The sequence below is a fragment of the Ruegeria sp. YKSD163 genome (genome assembly GCF_059612905.1).
Genome location: NZ_JBXWRM010000006.1, coordinates 148,289 through 170,831, shown reverse-complemented (window position 1 = coordinate 170,831; position 22,543 = coordinate 148,289). Strand labels below are relative to the sequence as shown.

General features: G+C 61.7%; 23 protein-coding genes and 1 tRNA gene. 10 read left to right on the top strand and 14 right to left on the bottom strand.

The features are described 5' to 3' along the window. The first annotated feature begins 37 nt into the window (after positions 1 to 37). Entirely contained in the window at positions 38 to 601 is a 564-nt protein-coding gene (locus AC2FNA_RS10490; RefSeq protein WP_496826269.1) for a hypothetical protein, read from the top strand. Between the two features lie 10 nt (positions 602 to 611). Beyond that, positions 612 to 899: a hypothetical protein gene (locus AC2FNA_RS10485; protein WP_234140686.1), complete on the top strand. Its 288-nt coding sequence runs from the start codon at positions 612 to 614 to the stop codon at positions 897 to 899. 9 nt (positions 900 to 908) lie between these two features. On the opposite strand, the gene AC2FNA_RS10480 is transcribed toward AC2FNA_RS10485, so the two are convergent. Beyond that, entirely contained in the window at positions 909 to 2,129 is a 1,221-nt protein-coding gene (locus AC2FNA_RS10480; protein ID WP_496826267.1) for a bifunctional alpha/beta hydrolase/OsmC family protein, read from the bottom strand. 188 nt (positions 2,130 to 2,317) lie between these two features. After that, positions 2,318 to 3,661: a dimethylsulfonioproprionate lyase DddP gene (gene dddP, locus AC2FNA_RS10475; RefSeq protein ID WP_496826265.1), complete on the bottom strand. Its 1,344-nt coding sequence runs from the start codon at positions 3,659 to 3,661 to the stop codon at positions 2,318 to 2,320. A 129-nt stretch (positions 3,662 to 3,790) separates the two neighbouring features. Between dddP and AC2FNA_RS10470 the strand changes: the two genes are divergently transcribed. Beyond that, positions 3,791 to 4,528: a heme-dependent oxidative N-demethylase family protein gene (locus tag AC2FNA_RS10470; protein ID WP_496826263.1), complete on the top strand. Its 738-nt coding sequence runs from the start codon at positions 3,791 to 3,793 to the stop codon at positions 4,526 to 4,528. 50 nt (positions 4,529 to 4,578) lie between these two features. Here the strand turns inward: AC2FNA_RS10470 and AC2FNA_RS10465 are convergent, their stop codons facing one another. The 3 genes from AC2FNA_RS10465 to AC2FNA_RS10455 form a co-directional block, all read right to left on the bottom strand. Then, a complete protein-coding gene (locus AC2FNA_RS10465; protein ID WP_496826261.1) occupies positions 4,579 to 5,490 on the bottom strand; it encodes a hypothetical protein in 912 nt (303 codons plus the stop codon). A 207-nt stretch (positions 5,491 to 5,697) separates the two neighbouring features. Beyond that, the gene (locus AC2FNA_RS10460; RefSeq protein WP_496826259.1) at positions 5,698 to 6,501 is read right to left on the bottom strand and encodes a lytic murein transglycosylase; all 804 of its coding nucleotides are present in this window, start codon (positions 6,499 to 6,501) and stop codon (positions 5,698 to 5,700) included. 19 nt (positions 6,502 to 6,520) lie between these two features. After that, entirely contained in the window at positions 6,521 to 7,357 is an 837-nt protein-coding gene (locus AC2FNA_RS10455) for an amino acid ABC transporter substrate-binding protein (protein ID WP_496826257.1), read from the bottom strand. A 552-nt stretch (positions 7,358 to 7,909) separates the two neighbouring features. On the opposite strand from AC2FNA_RS10455, the gene AC2FNA_RS10450 reads away from it, so the two are divergent. Together AC2FNA_RS10450 and AC2FNA_RS10445 are read left to right on the top strand one after the other, a co-directional pair. Continuing rightward, positions 7,910 to 8,173 carry a DUF4242 domain-containing protein gene (locus AC2FNA_RS10450; protein ID WP_263388135.1) on the top strand — a complete coding sequence of 88 codons (264 nt, stop codon included), beginning with the start codon at positions 7,910 to 7,912 and terminating at the stop codon, positions 8,171 to 8,173. A 104-nt stretch (positions 8,174 to 8,277) separates the two neighbouring features. Next, positions 8,278 to 9,516, top strand: a complete 1,239-nt coding sequence (locus AC2FNA_RS10445) for an adenylate/guanylate cyclase domain-containing protein (RefSeq protein ID WP_496826254.1) — start codon at positions 8,278 to 8,280, stop codon at positions 9,514 to 9,516. Positions 9,517 to 9,629: 113 nt separating this feature from the next. Here AC2FNA_RS10445 and glnA read toward each other — a convergent pair whose 3' ends face one another. Both glnA and AC2FNA_RS10435 read right to left on the bottom strand, forming a co-directional pair. Beyond that, positions 9,630 to 11,036, bottom strand: a complete 1,407-nt coding sequence (glnA, locus tag AC2FNA_RS10440; protein WP_234140698.1) for a type I glutamate--ammonia ligase — start codon at positions 11,034 to 11,036, stop codon at positions 9,630 to 9,632. Between the two features lie 32 nt (positions 11,037 to 11,068). Beyond that, a complete protein-coding gene (locus AC2FNA_RS10435; RefSeq protein WP_496826252.1) occupies positions 11,069 to 11,407 on the bottom strand; it encodes a P-II family nitrogen regulator in 339 nt (112 codons plus the stop codon). A 170-nt stretch (positions 11,408 to 11,577) separates the two neighbouring features. Here AC2FNA_RS10435 and AC2FNA_RS10430 point away from each other — a divergent pair, with 170 nt between their 5' ends. Next, positions 11,578 to 13,230 carry an NAD(P)H-hydrate dehydratase gene (locus tag AC2FNA_RS10430; protein ID WP_496826250.1) on the top strand — a complete coding sequence of 551 codons (1,653 nt, stop codon included), beginning with the start codon at positions 11,578 to 11,580 and terminating at the stop codon, positions 13,228 to 13,230. On the opposite strand, the gene AC2FNA_RS10425 is transcribed toward AC2FNA_RS10430, so the two are convergent. After that, entirely contained in the window at positions 13,227 to 13,736 is a 510-nt protein-coding gene (locus tag AC2FNA_RS10425; protein ID WP_496826248.1) for a Hint domain-containing protein, read from the bottom strand. The two genes, AC2FNA_RS10430 and AC2FNA_RS10425, sit on opposite strands and share 4 nt — an antisense overlap. A 209-nt stretch (positions 13,737 to 13,945) precedes the next feature. Between AC2FNA_RS10425 and AC2FNA_RS10420 the strand changes: the two genes are divergently transcribed. The 4 genes from AC2FNA_RS10420 to tig all read left to right on the top strand — a co-directional run bounded on the left by AC2FNA_RS10420 (position 13,946) and on the right by tig (position 18,437). Next, positions 13,946 to 14,030: transfer RNA gene (locus tag AC2FNA_RS10420), tRNA-Leu, on the top strand. A 329-nt stretch (positions 14,031 to 14,359) separates the two neighbouring features. After that, positions 14,360 to 15,466 carry a porin gene (locus AC2FNA_RS10415; RefSeq protein ID WP_496826246.1) on the top strand — a complete coding sequence of 369 codons (1,107 nt, stop codon included), beginning with the start codon at positions 14,360 to 14,362 and terminating at the stop codon, positions 15,464 to 15,466. A 327-nt stretch (positions 15,467 to 15,793) separates the two neighbouring features. Then, positions 15,794 to 16,915, top strand: coding sequence for a porin (locus AC2FNA_RS10410; RefSeq protein WP_496826244.1), 1,122 nt, complete (start codon positions 15,794 to 15,796; stop codon positions 16,913 to 16,915). Positions 16,916 to 17,105: 190 nt separating this feature from the next. Next, a complete protein-coding gene (gene tig, locus AC2FNA_RS10405) occupies positions 17,106 to 18,437 on the top strand; it encodes a trigger factor (protein WP_496826242.1) in 1,332 nt (443 codons plus the stop codon). 89 nt (positions 18,438 to 18,526) lie between these two features. Here tig and AC2FNA_RS10400 read toward each other — a convergent pair whose 3' ends face one another. From AC2FNA_RS10400 to rpsR, 6 genes are all read right to left on the bottom strand, one after another. After that, the gene (locus AC2FNA_RS10400; protein WP_496826240.1) at positions 18,527 to 19,369 is read right to left on the bottom strand and encodes an acyl-homoserine-lactone synthase; all 843 of its coding nucleotides are present in this window, start codon (positions 19,367 to 19,369) and stop codon (positions 18,527 to 18,529) included. A 105-nt stretch (positions 19,370 to 19,474) separates the two neighbouring features. Beyond that, positions 19,475 to 20,176 carry a LuxR family transcriptional regulator gene (locus tag AC2FNA_RS10395; protein ID WP_496826238.1) on the bottom strand — a complete coding sequence of 234 codons (702 nt, stop codon included), beginning with the start codon at positions 20,174 to 20,176 and terminating at the stop codon, positions 19,475 to 19,477. A 39-nt stretch (positions 20,177 to 20,215) separates the two neighbouring features. Next, the gene (locus AC2FNA_RS10390) at positions 20,216 to 20,641 is read right to left on the bottom strand and encodes a helix-turn-helix domain-containing protein (RefSeq protein WP_496826236.1); all 426 of its coding nucleotides are present in this window, start codon (positions 20,639 to 20,641) and stop codon (positions 20,216 to 20,218) included. A 372-nt stretch (positions 20,642 to 21,013) separates the two neighbouring features. Continuing rightward, positions 21,014 to 21,487, bottom strand: coding sequence for a lytic transglycosylase domain-containing protein (locus AC2FNA_RS10385; protein ID WP_496826234.1), 474 nt, complete (start codon positions 21,485 to 21,487; stop codon positions 21,014 to 21,016). A 187-nt stretch (positions 21,488 to 21,674) separates the two neighbouring features. After that, positions 21,675 to 22,280, bottom strand: coding sequence for a 50S ribosomal protein L9 (gene rplI, locus AC2FNA_RS10380; RefSeq protein WP_496826232.1), 606 nt, complete (start codon positions 22,278 to 22,280; stop codon positions 21,675 to 21,677). Between the two features lie 12 nt (positions 22,281 to 22,292). Further along, complete coding sequence (rpsR, locus tag AC2FNA_RS10375) at positions 22,293 to 22,520, bottom strand: 30S ribosomal protein S18 (protein ID WP_008328567.1); 228 nt, start codon at positions 22,518 to 22,520, stop codon at positions 22,293 to 22,295. Positions 22,521 to 22,543: the final 23 nt, after the last annotated feature.

Here is a 22,543-nt window from a genome sequence, read left to right as displayed (position 1 = left end):
GACACTGAAACCATCGCGATCAGGAAAGATGTTTGCCATGCCAAAGAGTTTCGCCCCCTTGCGCGCGCTGGCGTCGGCGCTGGCGGCAAGCCTGCTGCCCTTGCCAGCCATAGCTGACATGCCGCTCACCTATGTTTCTGACGGCAGGGCGTTGTTTCACCTCAGCGCACCGGATTTCTGGCAGGTCCGCAGCGGTGGTCCGCGGGCGCTGACCCCGCCGGGGTCGGACGAGGCGCGGCTGATCAACCGCGTGATCGGGTTCGAGCCTGAGGCCGAACCGGGCGTCTGGGTCGGTTTCATGTCGCCCAACGGGGTATCGACCTTTGCCCAGGCCGAAGACTACCTGCGCAACATCGGCAAATCGGTGGTCAGCGACCCCGAGTTGCGGGAACAAAGCCGCATCCGCATCGGCGGGTTGCCGGCGGCGCGTTATGTCGGCACCGGGCGACGCGATGGAAAAGCGGTCGCGTTCACCGCGGTTCTGGTCGATCTGCCCGGCAGCCGCGTGGCGATTTCCCTGGCCGTGGTCGAGACGGGCGCCCGGCCCGAACTGGTCGAGGATATCAATTCAATCTACGCCTCGTTCCGGGCGGCAAACTAGGAGGATGGCCATGCGCTTTGCAAAACTCACCCTCTCGGCCGGTCTCGTTGTCGCGGTTCTGGGCCTTGCGGGGTGTGATCCGACCGCGACCGGCACCAACTCGGTCTATTACGACTCGATGCTGTGGAACGACTACTATTACGGCTATCCGCGTCCGCCCCGGCCGGACCGTCCGCGCCCCGAACACCCGATCGCGCGCCCACCGGCAAAACCGGTTCCGCCGATCGCCCGGCCGCCGGTGGCACGACCGCCGATCCACCGACCGCCCGTGGCCCGCCCGATGCCCGCCCGCCTTTAGTGAGGCGCGTCAGGACCCGGAGGTCAGGCGTGTGACGATGCGTGCCGCGCCTTCGAGGGTGCGGTGAACCGGGCATTTGTCGGCGATCTCCAGCAGCTTGGCCCGTTGCGTTTCACTCAACGGGCCCTCAAGCGTGATAACCCGGGTGAACGCGTCGATCTTGCCGCTGGCACCGGTATCGGCGTCCTGGGCATGCACCTTGTCATGGCAGACATCGACATTGATCCCGGTCAGGGGCCATTCCTTGCGCTGCGCATACATGCGGATGGTCATCGAGGTACAGGCGCCAAGGCCCGCCGAGACGAAACCATAGGGCGACATGCCCCGGTTGGTGCCGCCATAGGACAGCGGTTCGTCCGCCTGGGTGTGGTGATCGGGACCGGACTGTACATCCTGCAGGAATCCGCTCGCGGAGACTTCGGTGACGCGTACCACGCCCTCGGGGGCGCCAGGCGGTGGCGCCGGCGGCGACAGGTTCACATAGCGACCGACCCAGGCTGCAATGACATCGGCGGCATATTCGGCATCCTGCGCGCGGCTGATCAGGTGATCGGCATCGTCCAGCGTGACAAAGCTCTTGGGATGTTTCGCAGTCATGAAGATCCGGGCGGCATTGTCTATGCTCACCGTTTCGTCGCGCGGTGCGTGCAGCACCAGAAGCGCCGCCCGCAGCTCGGCAATGGCCGGTTGCAGCGCGCTCTCCGCGATATCCTCGACAAACTGCCGTCCGATCCGGAACGGCCGCCCGCCCAGGCAGACCTCGGCCGCGCCCTCGGCCCGGATGCGGGGCAGGGCGGCTTCGAAATGATGCGTCACATGGCCCGGATCGGCGGGGGCGCCAATTGTCACCACGGCGCGTACAGCGGCTATCCGCGCCCGCGCGCGCAGCACAGCAGCCCCGCCCAGAGAATGCCCGATCAACAGCGCGGGTGCCATGTCGCGCCCGGCCAGATAGGTGGCGGCGGCCACCAGATCATCGACATTCGAGGTGAATGTCGTGTTGGCAAACTCGCCCTCTGAATGGCCCAGACCGGTAAAGTCGAAGCGCAGCACCGCGATCCCCATCGCCGCCAGCCGCGCCGCGATCCGGCGGGCGGCGGGAATGTCCTTGGAACAGGTAAAGCAATGGGCAAACAGCGCCGTGGCCAGCACCGGCCCCTCCGGCAGGTCCAGCCGGGCGGCCAGTTGACTGCCGTCATGACCGGCAAAGGTGATCCGTTCGGTGGGCATGGGGTCACTCCTGATGGGTTTCCCCCAGAGTGGTCAGGACAGGCTAAGGCTACAACCCTCATGTCAAACGCCTCACGCGGAGGTGACGCGCCGACATGGGCTTCTTCTGTTCTGAAATACCTCGGGGAGCGCGAGGGGCAGCGCCCCTCGCATCGGTCGCCGTGCCGCAGGCGCGGCGAAATCCCTTGTCAGTCCGCGCCCATGAGGGCGGGATCGAACGGATAGGTGGTCAGGTTCTCATACCCGTCCTCGGTGATCAGAACCTGATCTTCCAGCTTGATCGAGAAATCGCTGCCCACCTCGCCGACACAGGCCTCGACACACAGGACCATGCCCGGCTCCAGCGGATAGTCATAGGCACCCGCCACAGCCTTGTCGGGATAGGAGACCAGCGGCCACTCGTCACACAGGCCCACCCCATGCATCAGGCAGCCGTATTTCTGCGCCTGATATCTGTCGTCCAGCCGGTGGCAATTGGCGGTCAGCTCGGGGATCATCACCCCGGGTTTCAGCATTTCCATGTTGGTCATGATATGCTCATGCGCGTGCCGCATGGCATAGATCATGTCGGGGCGCGGCGCGCGATCGCCGATCCACCACGTGCGGCTGATGTCGATGCAGATGCCGTAGGATCCGATCAGATCGGTATCAAAGGCGATGATCTCGTTTTTCTGCGTGATGCGCGGGCCGCATTCCTGGAACCAGGGGTTGGTACGCTGGCCCGAGGCCAGCAGCCGGGTCTCGATCCACTCGCCACCACGCCGGATGTTTTCGGCATGCAGCACCGCCCAGATATCATCCTCAGTGGTCTTGCCGTCACCGACATTGGCGCGCGCGAACCGCTCCATCTCGGCGATGGCGCTTTCACAGGCGTGATGGGCGCAGCGCATGGCGCGGATCTCGTCGGGCCCCTTGATGGCGCGGGTCTTTTCGGTGACCTCCTCGCCCTCCATGATCTCGAAGCCCTGGGCCTCGAGCGCGCGCAGCCCGTGCAGCATGATCTTGTCGACCGCCAGTCGTTTGTTGCCACCGGAATGCTCCTCGATCAGCACCCGCACCTCGTTGCTGAACACATCCGCCGCCACATCCACCTTGTCGCCGCGGTCGAAATAGAACAGGTCCGCGCCCGAGCGCTGCTCGCGCACCAGCGGGTTGAACGTGCTGAGGAAAGGCGAGTTCTTGTAGTCCCAGATCACCATGTAGCCATCGGCGCAGAGCAGCACCGCCCGGAACGGGTTGTGCGTGTTCCACAGCTGCATGTTGGTCGAGTCGGTCGCATAGCGGATGTTGAGCGGGTCGAACATCAACAGGCCGCCATAGCCCCGCTCGACAATGGCCCGGGTCAGCCGTTTCCAGCGATGCTCGCGCATCCGGGTCAGGTCGGGCAGCTCCAGCCCCGCCTGCGCCCATTCGGCAAAGGCCAGTTGAGTCGGCCCGATTTCGATCCTGTCGTTGTCATTGGGCGAGCCGTCGCCCAGGCTCGCGCCCCGGGTGGGGTCGATCTTGCGGGTGTCTCTGTAATGCTGGGTCATCTCGGCCTCCCTTGTCATGCTGATCCCAACTGTGACCGGGGCCAAGGGGGCGAGTCGCATCCTTTCGCGACGGGTGTTCGTGTCGTTTTTGGCCTGTTTCCGTCGTCTCGGCGATGCTAGGCCGGGCACATGACCGAGATCCTGCAAACCCACCTGCCATATGACATCCACAGCCCCCGGCCATTGCCGGGCATCGCGCCGCTGCAAATGGAGGACTGGTTACACCGGGACGAGGCCTTTGCCGGGCAGATGGCCCGGCGCGCGGCATTGCTGGCCGAGAGGCCGGGCGCGGTGCTGGCGCTGGACGAGGGGGCCCGACCGGCGGCGGTCGAATTGCTCGACCTGGTGCAGGGGCTGGCCTATCCCGGCTCGGGCAATCGGGTCACCCGGCCCGATGGCGCAACTGTCCCGGTTGATCGTGCCGATCCTCTGCGCAGCCTGGGCCAGCTGGTGCAAGAGGATTTCTGCATCCTCGAAAAGCGCGGCGACGAACATGTGCTGACAGGGGCTGTCCTGTGCTTTCCCGCCAGCTGGACCCTGGCCGAGAAGTTCTTGAACCCGTTGATCGCCATCCACGAGCCTGTGGGCAGCTATGACGCGGGGATCGCGCGGCGGGTGCAGCGGCTGTTCGACGGGGTGCAGGTGGGGCGGCCACTGTGGCGGTTCAACGCGCTCTGGTATGCAGATGCCGAGCTGCACCAGCCGCGCAGCATCCATGACCGCCGCAGCGCGCCGGTACCGGCGGATGCGGGGTATCTGCGCAGCGAGCGGCAATGCATCCTGCGCTTGCCGGAAACGCGCGCGGTGGTCTTTTCGATCCATACCTATGTGATGGCACGCCGCGACGTACCGGCGGTGCCCGCCTGAGAGGACAAAGCCCCGCCGCTTGGGCGGGGCATGTCGTCGTCGGGAAGTGTTCAGACCGGCAGCAGCGACAGCACGCTGGCCATGACGCCCGAGCTTTGCATGAACACCAGCGCCGCGGTCAGCGAAAGGACCTGCGTGTTCAGGCGGAAATCCTCGCCTCGGATCAGGTTGACAGCGGCAAGTGAGGCCGCGACCGGCGCTGAGACGAAGGCCAGACAGCCGGTCATGCCCCAGCTGGCGAGCCGCCGGATATCGGTCTGTGCCCGTTCCTCGGGGCTGAGCCCGTCCAGCTCGTCGGGTCGCGGATCGCTGCGGAAAGCCAGCGCCAGCGCCTCTTGGTCGGTGAGCGCGACCAGCCCGGTTTCGCCCTGATGGGCGTATTGCCCCATGATCCGATCATAGCGACTTGCCAGGTCCGGCGCGGTGTCGTCGATCGGTGCAAACCGTTCACCCTGATGATACAGGATTTGCTGGCGGCCGCGCACCCGGCGGGGCGAGACATTGGAAAACGCGCCCAGGAACTGGTCTATCGTCAGACGGACATCGGGGTCGAGCCACTCGATCAGTTCGCTGGTATAGAGATCCACCATCCGGTAGAGCATCACCACCAACATCAGCTCGGTCACGTCGCGGTCGTCGGTCTGCTCGGAAACCGGCGTGACCGAAATCACCAGACGGTTGCGGACCTGCTCCTTGCTCTCGTGCAGGCGGCGGTTCAAGCCCGCCACCGCATCGACCCGACGGGCGCGAGAGCCATCCTCGACCGCGGATTCCATCGACAATCTGACCATGTACTGACTGGACAGAATGCGCGCTTCATGCGCGCTCAACAGCGACTGCCGTTCGACCGCATGGCCGTAATCTTCTAGCGTGGCGGTTACGATCCGGCTGAACCGGTCCATCGCGCCATCCTCGTTACCCAGGAACACCAGTCCACCGTGATACGTGCCTGTTTGTGCCACAGCGACTTCCTCCATTGCAAGTTGTGCCAAGGATCAATCTAGTGGCGTATGGTGGAAAAAATGGGGCCGAAAAAGCATCATCACGGGGCAATTCGACAAATTTTCCGCCATTGATCAGCGCCCGGAAACTAAGAATACCCCTAAAAAATCACTAAAAATGGCGACTTTCTGTCCGTCCGATGGCATCGCGGTGACGCGATGCAACTTCTAGCTGTCGATTCGCCGGGCCATGATCGCAATTGCCTGCTGATAGACCGAGGCTGCATTCCACTGTTTTATCACGGCAAAGTTCGGCTCTCCCGGCTGGTAGCCCTGACCGGGGCGCCACCCCTTCTGTCGCAGGAAGTTCGCTGTCGAGGCGAGTGCGTCGGTCATGTCATAGAAATCGATCCGCCCGTCGCCGGTGGCATCCACCCCATATGCCAGCGCATTGCCCGGCAGAAACTGGGTATGGCCCAACTCTCCATGCTTTGCGCCTTTGGTCGCGCCGTTGATGGCGCGGCGGTCCACCAGTTCCAGCGCCGCCAGCGCATGCGGGATAAAGAAATCGGACCGGCGGCAATCATAGGCCAGCGTGGTAATGGCCGAGACGACCGCGCTGTCGCCCATGAAGGAGCCAAAGGCGGTCTCCATCCCGTGCAGTGCGATCAGGATGCCGGCGGGCACGCCATATTGCCGTTCCAGCGCGGCGTAGAATTCGGGATTGCGCGCCTTGCGCTTGCGGCCCTGGGCGACAATCGTATCGGCGCCGCGCACCTGCATGAACTTCTCGAGCGAGTATTTGAAGCTTTTCTGATTTCGGTCGGCAGCGATGGTGCGGGTGGCGTAGCGGGCCTGGGCCAGCGCCTCGAGCCCGCGCTTGCCGACACCCTGGCGGCGCGCAATCTGTGCAAACTCCGACTTCCAGGCCTCGAACCCGGCGCCGGTGTTACCACAGTTCAGGGCAGCGCCTGCCGAGGGGAGCTGCGACAGCAGCAAAGTCAAAAGGATCGGGCGGATATTGGGAACCATGATATCGCTCTGCAAAGGGTCAAGGCACGGTCGGTGCGAGAAGGAACATCGCTTTCAGCGCAGCACCCGGTTCGACACCGGGCAGGGTTTCACGGAAAACGCGGTCGATGGTGCCGTCGGCATACATCTCGGACAGCAGCGTATCGACCAGAAGCCGGAAATCGCTGTCGCCGCGGGGCAGGGCCAGCGCCTGTTTCTCGATCGTCAGGATCTCGTCCAGAAGCTGGAATTTCTCGCCCATATTGCCGGAGACATAGTTGTAGATCAGGATGGACTGATCGGCGAAATAGGCGTCAAGCGCACCGTCGTTCAGCGCCTTGACCCCGGCATTGTGATCGGCGAAGCGCTCGAACCGGGCCTCGAGTCCGGCGGCCTCGAAAGAGTTCAGCACGGCTTGTTCGGTCGTTGTGTCGGCACGAAAGCCTATGGTCTTGCCCGCCAGATCAGACAGGTGGGCACCTTCACCGCGGCGGGTAATGACGGACGTGCCGTCGACGTAGATCGGGATCGAGAAATCGACTGACTTCTGGCGCTCCAGCGTCACCGTGGCGGCGCCACAGAGCATGTCGATATCACCCTTGGCAAGCCGTTCGAAACGGTCCGATGCAGAGACCGGGACAAAGCCGGCTTTCAATTCTCCCAGATCAAGCCTGTTGGCCATGGCCTGTGCCAGCCGACCGCACAACTGGGGCGCATAGCCCGCAGGCCTGCCCTCGGCATCAGCAAAGGAGAGAGGAGCCGCGTCGATGCGGAAACCGATATTGATCTGTCCGGTGTCGCGAATGCGTTCGATCGTCTGGGCGGCAACGGCGCCGGTCGTCAGGGCGAGAGCCAAGGTCAAAGCAAGAAGCCGCATGAAATAGTCCTTTGCCAGCAATGTGAAGCCAGACTAGCCGGGCAGGGCTTTGGCTCAAAGGGGAATATGGGCCCTATTCGGGTCAAAAGGCTCGGCTGAACTCTGCGTTGCCTCGCCACGCCATTGGGTGGGCTTGGGGTAGGGGCCGCTCATATCGCACGGATCAGCGGCACTTGAGCGATATCACCTACGATTTCCGCTCCAATCCGGAAGACATGGTATAGGTGGCTGCAACTGCGGCGACCTGGACTGACACGGAGCTTTGCGCATAGAGGGTGTTCGCCTGTTTGGTTGGCCATCCACGACCAAAGGCACCTTCTTGTGCCCGACTGCAATTTTGGTTTTCATTGAACCGTCTCTTGGTTCGGAGACCTGAGTTTCTCACTTTGTTCTGAACCTGGCTGACCAGAGCCGAAGGTGTCGGCGGCGCTAAGCTGCGGCAACCGGGCGTCCGGCAATTGGTGGGACTGAGAGGATGCTCAATTGCTCGTTCTTCCAACAAAGGCTTTGTTGTATGATTTGGTATCGAAGGAACCGAGGAATGGGGGGCAGATGCCGGTATTCATGGTAGAGCGCGATCTCAAGGGGATCGCTATGGAAGACCTGGCAGGGGCGCAGAAGGCCGCGATTTCGAAGGCGGCGGAAATGCGCGCCGCGGGAACCGAAATCCGATACATCCGGTCGACGTTTGCGCCACAGGACGGACGTTGCATGTGTCTTTTCGAGGCAGAGACAGCCGACGACGTGCGCGCCCTGAACGACCAGGCGGGCTTGCCCTATAGCGGTATCGTTACGGCGATGGATCTGACACCATAGTCTTTGACGATTGGCCTTGAAGACGTTCATTTGATCTCCTGACCAAGGGCCCAAGGTTGAATTCAGACACGGAACCGAAAGTCGATGTGCCAACGTTTCAAGCCATGCGGGAACGTGAGGCGGCATCGCGTGACATTCTTCAGGTCATTACCCGCTCTCGCGAAGACAGCCTCCCGGTATTCGATGTGATCCTGGCCCATGCGCGCCGGTTGTGTGACAGCCTGCACGCGGGGTTTTTTCTTTTGTCGGATGACGGGCAGGAACTGCAACTGGCCGCCTATCAGGGCGAAGACGAATGGCTGGTTGCATTGCATTTCCAGAAACCGCCCCGATTGGACGACGTCGGCAATCCGCTGGTGCGTGCAGCAGTATCGAGAACGGTTGTTCATATTCCCGATACCGAGAATGTCGACACAAACCAGGAGACCGGCGCGGCAAGAAGTCTGTTGCACGTTCCCTTGCTGGCCCGTGATCGGTGTCACGGCGTTCTGAGCCTTGCCGGACGCGTTCCCGAGGCTTTTTCAGGCGCCGATATCGAACTCATCCAGCTGTTTGCCGACCACGCAATGATCGCCGTCGAGAATGTCCGGCAGTTTTGTGCGCTGAAGGAGAAGACCGAAGAGGTGGAGACGCTCAACCAATCGCTGCAAGATCGGGTCGACACGCAAGTTGCCGAGATCGAACGCATGGGGCGGCTCAAACGGTTCCTGCCGCCGGCGGTGGCCAATACCATCGTCTCCTCTGGATCGGACAGGATGTTATCCAGCCACCGCGCCCTGCTAGGGGTGCTGTTTTGCGACATTCGCGGATTTACCGCCTTTTGCGAAACCGCCGAACCCGAAGAGACCATCGAGGTTCTACAGACCTATCACGAGGAGATGGGCAAGCTGATCAATGCCCATGGGGCGGGCGTCGATCACAGGATGGGGGATGGCATCATGGTTTTGTTCAATGATCCTATACCCTGCGATAACCCGGCTGGCCAAGCCGTGCGGTTGGCCATTGCGATGCACGAACGGATGGCGGACCTTGGCCGGCAGTGGAAGCGACTGGGGTACCGTTTGGGATTTGGTGTCGGCGTATCACTGGGGTATGCCACTGTCGGAATGGTGGGATCCGAAGGGCGGTTTGATTACACCGCGTCCGGGACGGCAATAAACCTCGGTTCCAGGCTGTGCGACGAAGCCGAAGACGGCGAGATCCTTCTGAGTCCGAGAGCGGCTATCGCGGTCGAAGATGAATTCAGGGTGGTTTCACGTGGTACCTTGCATCTGAAAGGAATACGGGAGCCGATCGAGGTTTTCAGGCTGGAAGACAGTCCGGAAGCTCCTCAGTTGCTTTGAGTGCTTGACGATTGAGCAATTGCCGCTTCCAGCCCTGAGTTCGCTGGACGATCAACCAACCAAAGAAAGAGGGCGCCCAGAAGGACGCCCCCGATCTGAGATACTGACTGCGATCAGCAGCTGTAGTACATGCCGAATTCCACCGGGTGCGGGGTGTGCTCGTACTTGTGGACCTCTTCCATCTTCAGCTCGATATAGCCTTCGATCTGGTCCTTGGTGAACACGTCGCCCTGCAGCAGGAAGTCGTGATCGGCGGCCAGGCATTCCAGCGCCTCACGCAGCGAGCCGCAGACGGTGGGGATGTCGGCCAGTTCCTCGGCGGGCAGGTCGTAGAGGTTCTTGTCCATCGCCTCGCCCGGATCGATCTTGTTCTTGATGCCGTCGAGACCGGCCATCAGCAGGGCGGCAAAGCATAGGTAGGGGTTTGCCGACGGATCGGGGAAGCGGGCCTCGACGCGCTTGGCCTTGGGGCTTTCGGTCCACGGAATACGGACGCAGCCCGAGCGGTTGCGGGCCGAATAGGCGCGCAGAACGGGGGCCTCGAAACCGGGGATCAGGCGCTTGTAGCTGTTGGTGCCCGGGTTGGTGAAGGCGTTCAGCGTCTTGGCGTGCTTGAGGATGCCGCCGATGAAATACAACGCTTCCTGGCTCAGATCGGCATATTTGTCACCGGCAAACAGCGGCTTGCCGTCTTTCCAGATCGACATGTTCACGTGCATGCCCGAGCCGTTGTCGCCATAGATCGGCTTCGGCATGAAGGTGGCCGACTTGCCATAGGCGTGGGCGACGTTGTGGATCACGTATTTGTACTTCTGGATCTCGTCGGCCTGCTTGGTCAGCGTGCCGAAGATCAGGCCCAGTTCGTGCTGGCACGAGGCCACTTCGTGGTGGTGCTTGTCCACCTTCATGCCCATGCGCTTCATGGTCGAGAGCATCTCAGACCGCAGGTCCTGCGCCTCGTCGGTCGGGTTGACCGGGAAATAGCCGCCCTTCAGACCGGGGCGGTGACCCATGTTGCCGGTCTCGAACTCGGCATCGGTGTTCCAGGACGCGTCGGTTGCGTCGACCTCGTAGGAGACCTTGTTGATGGTGTTCGAATAGCGCACGTCGTCGAAAAGGAAGAATTCGGCCTCGGGGCCCATATAGGCTACATCGCCGATGCCCGATGCCTTCAGATAGGCCTCGGCCTTGACGGCGGTGCCGCGCGGGTCGCGGTCATAGGCCTCGCCGGTGTCGGGCTCGACAACCGAGCAGTGAATGCAGATGGTCTTTTCCGCGTAGAACGGATCGACATAGGCGCTCTCGGTGTCGGGCATCAGTTTCATGTCCGAAGCTTCGATCGATTTCCAGCCGGCAATCGACGAGCCGTCGAACATGAAGCCTTCTTCCAGAAAGTCCTCGTCGACCAGATCGGCGATGATCGTCACGTGCTGAAGCTTGCCGCGCGGGTCGGTGAAGCGGATGTCGACATATTCGGCACCCTCGTCCTTGATCAGCTGAAGAACTGCGTCCTTGCTCATACTCTCTTGTCCTCTGCTAGAGTGTGTTCGGGTCAAAGCGCGTCCGAACCGGTCTCGCCGGTACGGATGCGGATGGCTTGTTCGATGGTCGAAACAAAAATCTTGCCGTCGCCGATCTTGTCGGTCTTGGCGGCGCTCACGATGGCCTCGATTGCGGCGTCGACCTGGTCGTCGTCCAGCACCACTTCGAGTTTCACCTTGGGCAGGAAGTCGACCACATATTCCGCACCGCGATAGAGCTCGGTATGGCCTTTCTGACGGCCAAAGCCCTTGACCTCGACCACGCTGAGGCCCTGGACGCCGATATCCTGCAGCGCCTCTTTGACCTCGTCCAGCTTGAACGGTTTGATGATCGCTTCGATCTTCTTCATCGCGGTGCTCCTTGCAAGCTTGTCAGCCCGCGTCAGATCACGTCTAAGCTAGAGGCTCAACGCGAATGCGAAACCGGCCGGGCCGCGCTGCGGCAATTTTGGGCGACAGGTGAAAATTTGTGCAAAATGCACAAGAATTGTGCAGAAGTGAATCGGTGAAGGGGCAGGGCATGACCGAACTGCTGACCGCGGCGCAGATGCGGGCCATCGAACAGGCGGCAATCGCCTCGGGCGAGGTGACCGGGCTGGAGTTAATGGAGCGCGCCGGGCGCGGCGTAGTCGAGGCGATTTTCGAGGAATGGCCCGAGTTGGCAGAAGAGCGGGGGCCAGCCCCCGCACCCCCGGGATATTTGCCGCAAGAGGAATGGGCGTGGCATGCTGTTGTTCTCTGTGGGCCGGGCAACAATGGCGGCGACGGCTTTGTGGTGGCGCGGCTGTTGCACGAGCGCGGTTGGGAGGTGGAGGTGTTTCTCTACGGCGATCCCGAGAAGCTGCCGCCGGATGCGCGGGTTAATTATGAGCGGTGGGGGGGGCTGGGGAAGGTTAAGGCTTCTGCGAAGTTTGAGCCAGAAAACTGGAATTGGCAAACCGGAGAGGTTGGAGAGGTTGGAGAGGTTGATCTCATAGTAGATGCGGTTTTTGGCACTGGGTTGGTTCGCCCGCTCGGCAGCGAGATGGGGCTGCATGAGAAGATCGGTGTGCTCAAAACTCAGGTGGTCAACGCACGTCGCGTGGCGATTGATCTTCCTTCTGGATTATGTGCCGACAGCGGAAAGCCTCTCATTGATACCCAGGAACAGATAGGGCGTGGTAAGCTGGAATTTGAACTGTCTGTGAGCTTTCATCGCGAGAAAGTCGGGCATCTAATTTCAGATGGACCGGCTTTTTGCGGAAAAACAGTGGTGAAAAGCATCGGCTTGGATGACTTGCCATCCAGTCGCGCTGCCACAAGGGAGCTTGCCAGCGAAATTGTGCGCCTGGCGCAACCAAGGCTGTCAGACAAGGCGGCGCTGTCCCACAAGTACACTCACGGCCATGCCCTGATCCTCTCCGGTGGGTCCGGCAAGACCGGCGCGGCGCGGTTGGCAGCGCGCGGCGCGCTCCGGATCGGGGCGGGTCTGGTGACGCTGGGGGTGCCAACCAGCGCGCAGCAGGAGGTTGCCTGCCAGATCACCGCGCTGATGCTGGCGCGGGTCGAGGGCGTCGAAGGGTTTGCGGCGGTGTTGGAGGATACCCGCCTCAACGCGCTCTGCTTGGGGCCCGGTATGGGCGTCGAGCGGGCGCGTGATCTGGTGCCGATGGCGCTGGCTGCACGGCGCGCCACGGTGCTGGATGCGGATGCGCTGACGGCTTTTGCCGACGACCCGGCCGCGTTGTTTGCCAAGTTGCATGAGGCTTGCGTCCTCACCCCGCATGGCGGCGAGCTTGCGCGGCTATTCCCGGATATCGCGAAGAGGCTCCGCGAGGAGCCGAAGAGCGGCCCGGCCTATTCCAAGGTCGATGCCACCCGCGAGGCCGCCAAGCGCGCGGGCTGTGTGGTGCTGTTCAAAGGTCCCGATACGGTGATCGCGGCACCGGATGGGCGCTGTTCGGTGAACTCGGCCCATTACGAGCGCTCGGCGCCATGGCTGGCGACCGCCGGATCGGGCGATGTGCTGGCGGGTTTCATCACCGGGCTGCTGGCCCGCAGGTATGACCCGATGCGGGCGGCCGAGGCCGCCGCCTGGTTGCATGTGGAATGCGCGCTGGAATTCGGCCCCGGCCTGATCGCCGAGGACCTGCCGGAACAATTGCCGGCAGTATTCCGTAAACTGGGCGTCTAAGCGGCGAGGCGGCCCGCGGCGGGCAGGCATTGGCCCGCCACTTCCAGCCCGCCGGCATAGAGCACATGGGCGGCGTCGAAATGCAGCTGGAACAACGGCATCTCACGCGGACCCAGGTCGCGGATGAACTCTCCATCCACCAGCGCATCGGCCCGTACCATGGCTTGAGATGTCCCGAACAGGGCCTGCGCCCGCCAGTCACGGATCAGCACCGGTTGGCCAGCGGGCAGCATCAGGTCGCAGTCCGGGCGCGTGTCGCCAAGCGATCCGGCGGCAAAGCGGATCGCGCGCACGGTCTGGCATGCGTGGGTTAGATGACGCAGCGGAACAAAACCACGGTCGCGGGTAATGATCCGGTCACCGGGGGACAGGAATTCCACCGGCATTTCGCCATCCTGTGTCAGCAGGACGGTGCCGGCCAGGAATCCGGCCTCGGGCGCTGGTGCGATATCGGGACTGAAATGCGAGCCTCTGCCCGCGGCACGGACTGCCGCTTTTGCGTTCATGATGGATCACCTTGGTCTGCTCGTTATTTTTGCTGGTCAGAATATGGCAAAACCGTGAACTTGTCGCGGCGATTTGCTGCCGATTTTAGATAAATCCCGGAAAGCGTGCCTTTGCGGCATCGTGACGGAAGCATTCAGATTGCCTCTCGCGCTCGGCTGAAAGCTTTGCTATTCAGCGCGTCACGGTGCCGCTGCGGCGGATCGTGACTGCGGGTGTGGCGGAATTGGTAGACGCACCAGATTTAGGTTCTGGCGCCGCAAGGCGTGGGGGTTCAAGTCCCTTCACCCGCACCACCTTCTCTTTTTCAGAAATGATGTCGCGCCCATCGCCGTCTGGCGATTGCAGCCCTTGATTTCATGGGTTTTCGAGTGTCGCGCCAAGAGGGGGCGTGCCATGCAGGGGCTGCATGGCCACGAGGAGTTTTTTGCTTTGCGCGTGATTTCGCCGCTGGGGCGTTCCGCGATAAGCGCTTGTGGTTACACCGGATCATCACAGAACGTCACGATTCCGTGTTGCGAAAATATCAGTCTCGGTGCGCGTGTCGGCGGGTTCTCTGGAAGTGGGAGCCCCTTTTTTCCATTTGAAGAGGGATAATGAGCAACCTCCTCAACGGAGACACGATATGACGAAACAGATCAAAACAGCGACTGGTGCGGCGCTGCTGGCCGCGATCACCGCGGTTCCGGCCGCGGCAGAACTGAAATGGGATAATGCCTCTGGTGGATATGTTCAGATCTACGGGCAGGTCTCGCCCGCCTGGCAGTCGGTCGATGACGGGGTGCAGAGCAAGGATACCTTTGTCGACAACGCCCATTCCAACACCCGCGTCGGCCTGTGGGTGGTGCAGCCCATGTATCAGGGCACGTTCAAGTTCAATCTGGAAACCGCGCTTGGCCTGCGTTCGTCGGGTGGGGTGAGCCAGACCAACACACCCAAGGGGGCAGATTGGGACCGGACCGACCTGCGCAAGATCGACTTTTCCTATGCCAGCGAGAGCTGGGGTACGATCTATGTGGGGCAGGGGTCGATGGCCAGCGACGGCGTCGCGGACATCACGCTGAACAACAATGGCATGACCACGTATAACGGCATCGGCGATTTTGCCGGTAGTTTCCAGTTCCGCACCGCCGCCGGGGCGCTGTCGGGCGTCGCCATCGGGTCGGTCAATCCCAGCCTGGATGGCGGGCGCCAGGGACGCGTGCGGTACGACACGCCCAGTTTCAATGGCTTCACTGTTTCGGTCGCGGCCGGTACCGACGTGCTGACCCCGGGCAACAGCGACAAGTATTACGACATCGCGCTGAAATATGCGGGCGAGTTCGACGGAACCAAGGTCAAGGGCGGCATCGGATTTTCCCGTCGTGACAGCGGTGGCGTCGACCGCGACGACACGTTCGGCTCGGTCGCTGTCAAGTTCCGCTCGGGTCTGAACTTTGCCGTGGCTGGCGGCAGCCGCGAGAACAGCGGTGACTATACCTATGTTCTGGCCGGGTACGAGACGCAGTTCCTTTCGGTCGGCATGACCTCGTTTGCGATCGATTACTACAACGGGAACGATTTCGGGCTGGCCGGCCGCGAGTCGAAGTCCTTGGGGTTGGGCATCAACCAGAATTTCGACAGCATCAACACCCAAGTCTATCTGGGCTACCGCAATCACGAACTGTCCGATCCAGGTACTGCCTATCAGGATGTGGACGCGTTCCTGTTCGGCGCTCGCTGGAAATTCTGATCCGGTGTCGATGGGTTTGCGCCCGCCCGTCCCCGTCAAGGGGCGGGCGGGCGTCACTCTTGCGTGAGATGGGTGCAAAAACGCACATCGCATTTGCAGAAAGCTGGCATGTCGCAGGGCGCTTTTTTGAATTTCACGTGCTGTTCGCATTCGCGTTACTTTCTTATCTATATGTAATAAAATAGTTTTTTCTTTTTCTCGAGTCGCGCCGCGTAGCAGCGATGCAACGCGCGGGCCACGGGCCGGGGCGCGCATATGGAACCGTCACCCCTCCCCACCACATCAGAGGGCACGCAACCGCGTTTCATCCATCTGATGGGAAAGAAGATGATCACCACACTCAGAACCACTTCGGCTCTGGCCCTGGCGGCGGCGGCTCTGGCCGCGCCCGCATCGGCCCAGCTGCTTTATGAAAACCAGTCCGGCGGTTCGGTCCGGCTGTATGGCCAGTTCAACCCGGCCCTGATCTCGGTCGATGACGGCCAGCAGACCGAAACCCAGATCCGCGACAACGACCTGTCGCGCAGCCGTCTGGGTCTGCGCCTGACGCAGCCCTTTGGCGACAACACCTTTCGGTTCCGGTTCGAGACCGGGCTGGGCCTGCCCAACTCGACTGAGACCAACCAGCTGGGCGATAATTTCAGCGGCTGGACCCGGGACGACCTGCGCCATATCGATTTCTCGCTCGAAGGTGACTGGGGCAAGGTCTCGCTGGGTCAGGGCAGCATGGCGGCCGATGGCATCGCCGAATCCGACCTGTCCTATGTGGGCGTGGCGCTGTATTCCTACCTTGCCGATGCCAATGCGGCCTTCCTGTTCCGCGATACGGCCGGGGTTCTGTCCGGTCCGGCGGTGGGCGATACGCTCGACACGTTCGACGGCTCGCGCCGCGGCCGTATCCGCTATGACAGTCCCGAGATCGCCGGGTTCACCTTCTCGGCCGCGTATGGCGAGAACGTCCTGAACACCGCCGACCAGTCGGATTACTACGACGCAGCGGTGCGTTATTCGGGCGAGTTCGCCGGTGGCGTGCAGCTGGATGCGGGCCTGGCCTATCAGGTGCGCGACAACAATGGCGTTGATCGTTCCGATGTGGTGGGTTCGGCCTCGGTCCTGCTTCAGAACGGGCTCAGCTTCACCTTTGCGGGCGGCACCCGCGACAACGACGCCGCAGGCGCCAGCGATCCCGATTACCTGTATTTCAAGGTCGCCTATGACGCCGACTGGTTCTCGTTCGGCAAGACCGGCGTCGGCGTGCACTATTATGACGGGTCGGACTTCAATGTCGCTGGCTCAGAGACCAAGGGCTGGGGCGTGGGTATCGCGCAGCGGGTCGAGGCCTATAACACCGACGTCTATTTCACCTATCAGGACTATGAATATGACGACGCGGCCAACAGCTATCAGGACCTCAGCACCATCGTGCTGGGCGCGCGCTGGCGCTTCTGATCGGTTCGTGACCGTCTGACATCGACACGCCCCGGCTGGCCCGGGGCGTGTTTTTTGTCTCATACCCCCAATTGAAGGGCCCGTGCGGCACTACCCCCTTGCACCGGCCTCTCGGGACAAATAGAAGGCCACAAATTGTGCATGGCGCGCGCCTCGGTGCGTGCGCCCAGAATCCTATGGGGACTACCATATGCAGGTTACCGAGACGCTGAACGAAGGTCTGAAACGCGGCTACAACATCGTTGTGAGCGCGGCTGAGCTGGACGCCAAGGTCAACGAAAAGCTGGTCGAGGCGCAGCCCGAGATCGAGATGAAGGGCTTTCGCAAGGGCAAGGTGCCCATGGCGCTGCTGAAAAAGCAGTTCGGCCAGCGTCTGCTGGGCGAGGCGATGCAGGAAACCATCGACGGCGCCATGAACAAGCATTTCGAGGACAGCGGTGACCGCCCCGCGCTCCAGCCCGAGGTCAAGATGACCAACGAGGACTGGAAAGAGGGCGACGACGTGCATGTCGAGATGTCCTATGAGGCGCTGCCCGCGATCCCCGAGATCGACATGAGCGACATCGCGCTGGAGAAACTGGTGGTCAAGGCAGACGACGCCGCCATCGAAGAGGCGCTGGGCAACCTGGCCGAGACCGCGCAGGATTTCAAAGCGCGCCGCAAGGGTTCCAAGGCCAAGGACGGCGACCAGGTCGTGATGGATTTCGTCGGCAAGGTCGACGGCGAGGCGTTTGAAGGCGGCTCGGCCGAGGATTACCCGCTGGTTCTGGGCTCCAACAGCTTCATCCCCGGCTTCGAAGAGCAGCTGGTGGGCGTGAAGGCCGAAGAGGAAAAAGACGTCACCGTCACCTTCCCCGAGGAGTACGGCGCCGAGCATCTGGCCGGCAAGGAAGCCGTGTTCACCTGCACCATCAAAGAGGTGAAGGAACCGGTTGCTGCCGAGATTAACGACGAACTGGCCAAGAAATTCGGCGCCGAGGATCTGGCGGCGCTGAAGGCCCAGATTGCCGAGCGTCTGGAAGCCGAATATGCCGGTGCTTCGCGCGCGGTGATGAAGCGTGGCCTGCTGGACGCGCTGGACGTCAAGGTCTCGTTCGATCTGCCGCCGAGCCTGGTTGACGCCGAGGCCAAGCAGATCGCGCATCAGCTGTGGCACGAGGAAAACCCCGAGGTTCACGACCACAACCACGGTGAGATCGAAGCGACCGAAGAGCACACCAAACTGGCCGAGCGTCGCGTGCGCCTGGGACTGCTGCTGGCCGAACTGGGTCAGAAGGCCGAGGTCGAGGTGACCGATGCCGAGATGACCCAGGCGATCCTGGGCCAGGCCCGCCAGTATCCGGGGCAGGAGCGCCAGTTCTTTGAATTCGTGCAGAAGAACCCGCAGATGCAGCAGCAGCTGCGCGCGCCGATCTTCGAGGACAAGGTGGTCGACCACATTGTGGCCCAGGCCAAAGTGACCGAGAAAGAGATCAGCAAGGAAGATCTGCAAAAGGCCCTGGAAGAGCTGGACGCGGAATAAACCGCATCCTCCCGGCTTGAAAACTCAAAAAGCCGCCCGAGATTTCGGGCGGCCTTTTTGTCGCGCATGTGGTTGGTGTTCGGAGTGGCTCAGGCTTCGCGAGCGACCAGCTTCGGCGTGTCCAGCAGCCCCTGCTTGCGACGCGGGTCAAGCGAGCCTGCCAGTGCCTCAATCAGGCTCTGTACGGCCTTCAGCTCCTCCTCGCCCACGGCGGCCTGGATCTGCTCCTTCAGATAGCGTTCCAGCGGAGTGGCGCTGGCCGCGTCCTCGTCGTCCCTGGCATGGGCACGGTTGTACAGGGCCAGTGCTTCGTCATCGCTCAGAAACACGTCATGGGCGATCCCCGCGAACTGGCGAACGCGTTCGACGCGCTCTTCCCCGGTATCAAGAAGGGCGGCCAGCGCCGGTACCTTGCCCATCGGAACGGTCTTGCCGACATAGTCGTATGGCGCGTTGTCCGACCGCTTGAGCACCCGGTCCATCACCGGGTCGATGACGGTGACAATGTCGCTGATCCCGGCGCGGCGGGCATATTCCAGAGAGCCGATCATCAGTTCGCAGGTGGCATATGAGACCGAGTTGCGGTCCTTGCCTCGGTTCAGGCGCTGAGTGTCGACACAGAACCGGGTCGATTCCCACATGGTCGAACTACGGATCGGCGGCTCGCCACACAGGATGTCAGAAAACACATCCGCCAGCATGTGCGGGCCGGTGGTCTGAAGCGCCCTGACCGCCGCCACCACATTTCCGTCGTCGTCAAGCCCGACGACATAGGCCGGATCAAGGTGATCGAAACGGTCGATCTCCTTGCCATCCTCGATCGTTACATCCCATCCCAGACGATCACCAAACACTCGGGCACGCAACCGAAACATGTCATCCAGAACTCCATCGAAAAGATGCTTGTTCAAAGCGTCGATCACGATGATCATTTGTTTCCCCCTACGAGTGGATTTCGGTGAACCAATCGTTACCCAAGTTGGGGCTCAGGACTATTGGGGGTTTCCCGTAGAGGCGGAAAAAAGGTACTGGATGGTTCAGCCGGGGTAGATCAGACCCAGCCCAACGGCCCGCCCGACAGCCTGTGCGGTCGTTAAGGCGCAGAGTTTCTCGCGGGACGAGCGCAGATGCACCTCGACGGTGCGGTGCGAGATCGAAAGAATGTCACCGATATCCTGTTGCGATTTGCCAGCAGCCACCCATTGCAGGATCTCGACCTCGCGCGTCGAGAGCGACGGGTGATAGAGGATGCGGCCCAGCATGTCCGAACTCATCACCGTGTCGTGCATGTGCACGGCCAGCGATTGCAGATCACCTATCACGTGGCGCACCAGCTTGTGCCATTCCTCGGTCGAGCATTCGCGGGTGACGCTGAGCAGGCCTACATCGCCATAGGGGCCACGAACCGGGATTGTCAGACCCTGATCGCCGATACCGAAGTCATGGGCATCACGAAAGACACGGCGAAAATCGTTGCTTCGCTCCAGGCGGCTCCAGTCGACGGGGGCGATGCTGCGCTGGCTCATGTGCAGCGTCGGGTCGATCATGTGAAAGCCCTGCTCCTGATAATGGAGCTTCCACTCGTCACTATAGGTGACATAGCCGTGGATCGCACCTGCAGCCGGGTTCAACCCGGCATAGGCGGCGTGGTCCATCTCGAGCTTTTCGCGCACTTGTAGAAGGAAGTCCGAATAGACGGCTTCCGACTTGGGCAGAGTTCCGAGATCGACAATATCCATACACTGCACCTGTTCAGTCTGAACAGGGCGGACGATATTCTATCCGGGGACCTTCTCCTCGGACGCTTGGGTATCAAACGCCATCGTTCTGACAAAGGCAAGAACAGCACGCTTTTGCGCCGGAGGCAAGCTGCTATAGATCTCGACCATTTCGACAGAGTCGCGATCCTTGAGGAACATCAGCCGGTCGACGGGCGCATCGCTGCCGTCGATCACGCCGGATTCCGGTGCCTGAATGCCCTCGAAGAAATGACTGATATGTACATCGAGCACTTCGGCAATCGACCAAAGCCGCGATGCGCTGACCCTGTTCGCACCGGATTCGTATTTCTGAACTTGCTGAAACCGCACACCGATCGCGCGACCAAGCTCGGCCTGGCTGAGGCCAAGCGCCGAACGTCTGGCGCGGATGCGGCGCCCTACTACGGTATCGACTGTATCCATACCTTCACCTGTTGCGTTCATACTTTTTACGAGTGCCAATATTCCGGTTCCGGCAGGTATTGCACCGGCAAGCTTGGATCGCACTCGCCCCTTTCACGGCGAGATTGCCCGAACGCGAGCATGGATGCAACGGTTTTCATGTTATAGTTGCGGTGACGTTGAGGCGGTTTTTCGAAGTGTCCGGTTCTACTAATAATTTGGTATCAACAGCTTGGCCGCGCCGGAAATTGATCAGCTTCCAGTGTTTGCATTTGTCCACGACCGGTTGGAACTGTCTGGAAGCGAAGGGATTTGTTGGCCTTCAGGTATCGAGACGCCCAACGGTGCGGGCCGGAGAGCTATCCTTGCGCCACTCGGTCCGGATTGCAAAATTCGAAAACTGTTGACGTGGCGTCAAGAGGCTGGGCGCAGTCCGGTCTCTACCAGCATGCCGCGCCGCTTTGCCTCGTAGTAATAGCCCGAAGCATAGAAGCGGATCGCCCGGTCCTGGTCACCGTCGGCCAAAAGCCAGGCGCCGCGCAGGTATTTGCCGGCATATTTCAGGTTGGTATCGGCATCGAGCAACCCATCGGGGGCGCCGCGATACCCCATGGTGCGGGCGGTGGCGGGAAGGATCTGAAGCAACCCGTAATAGGGCCTGTTTACCGCCCAGGGCCGGTGGGTGCTTTCGCGGATCGCCAGCTTGTGCACCAGGTTGCGCGGAAGTTCATAGTGATCGGCCCAGCGGTTGATCGAGGCACGCAGCTCGGGCGTCTCGTTGGGAAAGAGAGGCGGGTTGAAGGCCGCTGCCGGTTCCGGTTCGCGCCCGCAGGCGGCAATGGGAAGGGCGAGGCCGGTCAGCAAGAGGGCGCGGCGGGTCAGCGGCATCGAGGGCTCCTTGGTCGCGTCAGTCCCCGAGGCAAATACCCGCTCGGGGGCGGTCTGCGAAGAGAGAATTCGACCGGCCCTGCCCAGATGGGCGGATAACAGCCAGTGCCGTGGCGTCGGCCTAGAAAAAAGGCCGCGCGGATGGCGCGGCCTTTCGATCTTGTTCCTGTCCCTTGCGGGCAGTCCGTCAGGCGGTTTCGTCGCTGGAGTCGGGGGCCTGATCGTCGTCGTCCGAGGCGGCGCTGCCGATATCGTCGAAAAGTTCGGCGATCTCGAATTCAGCGGCGGCCTCTTCCTCGGCGGCCAGTTCCTGGATCGACTTGCCCGATGCCTGCAGCTCGGCCTCTTCGGGCGAGCGGGCAACGTTCAGGTTGATCGCGACTTCGACCTCGGGGTGCAGGCGGACGGTGACGCTGTGCAGACCCAGTTCCTTGATCGGAGCGATCAGGGCGATCTGTTTCTTGTCGACCGAGAAGCCTGCCTCGGTGGCGGCGTCTGCGGCGTCACGCGGGGTGACCGAGCCATAGAGCGCGCCGGCATCCGATGCCGAGCGAATCACGATGAACTGCTGACCGTCGAGCTTTTCGGCCAGGGCCTCGGCTTCCTGCTTGGTCTCTAGGTTACGCGCTTCGAGCTGGGCTTTCTGCGCTTCGAACTGGGCGATATTCGCATCCGATGCGACCAGCGCCTTGCTCTGAGGCAGCAGGAAGTTGCGAGCGTAGCCCGGCTTGACGTCGACGACGTCGCCCATCTGGCCCAGCTTCGCCACGCGTTCGAGAAGGATAACTTGCATGTGCCTATCTCCTTACTTCACGGCGTAGGGCAGCAGGGCGAGGAAGCGCGCGCGCTTGATGGCACGGGCCAGTTCGCGCTGCTTCTTGGCCGAGACGGCGGTGATGCGCGAGGGCACGATCTTGCCGCGTTCGCTGATATAGCGCTGCAGCAGCTTGGTGTCCTTGTAGTCGATCTTGGGTGCGTTGTCGCCCGAGAAGGGGCACACCTTGCGACGGCGGAAAAACGGTTTAGCGGCCATAACTTGATGTCCTTTCCTAATGC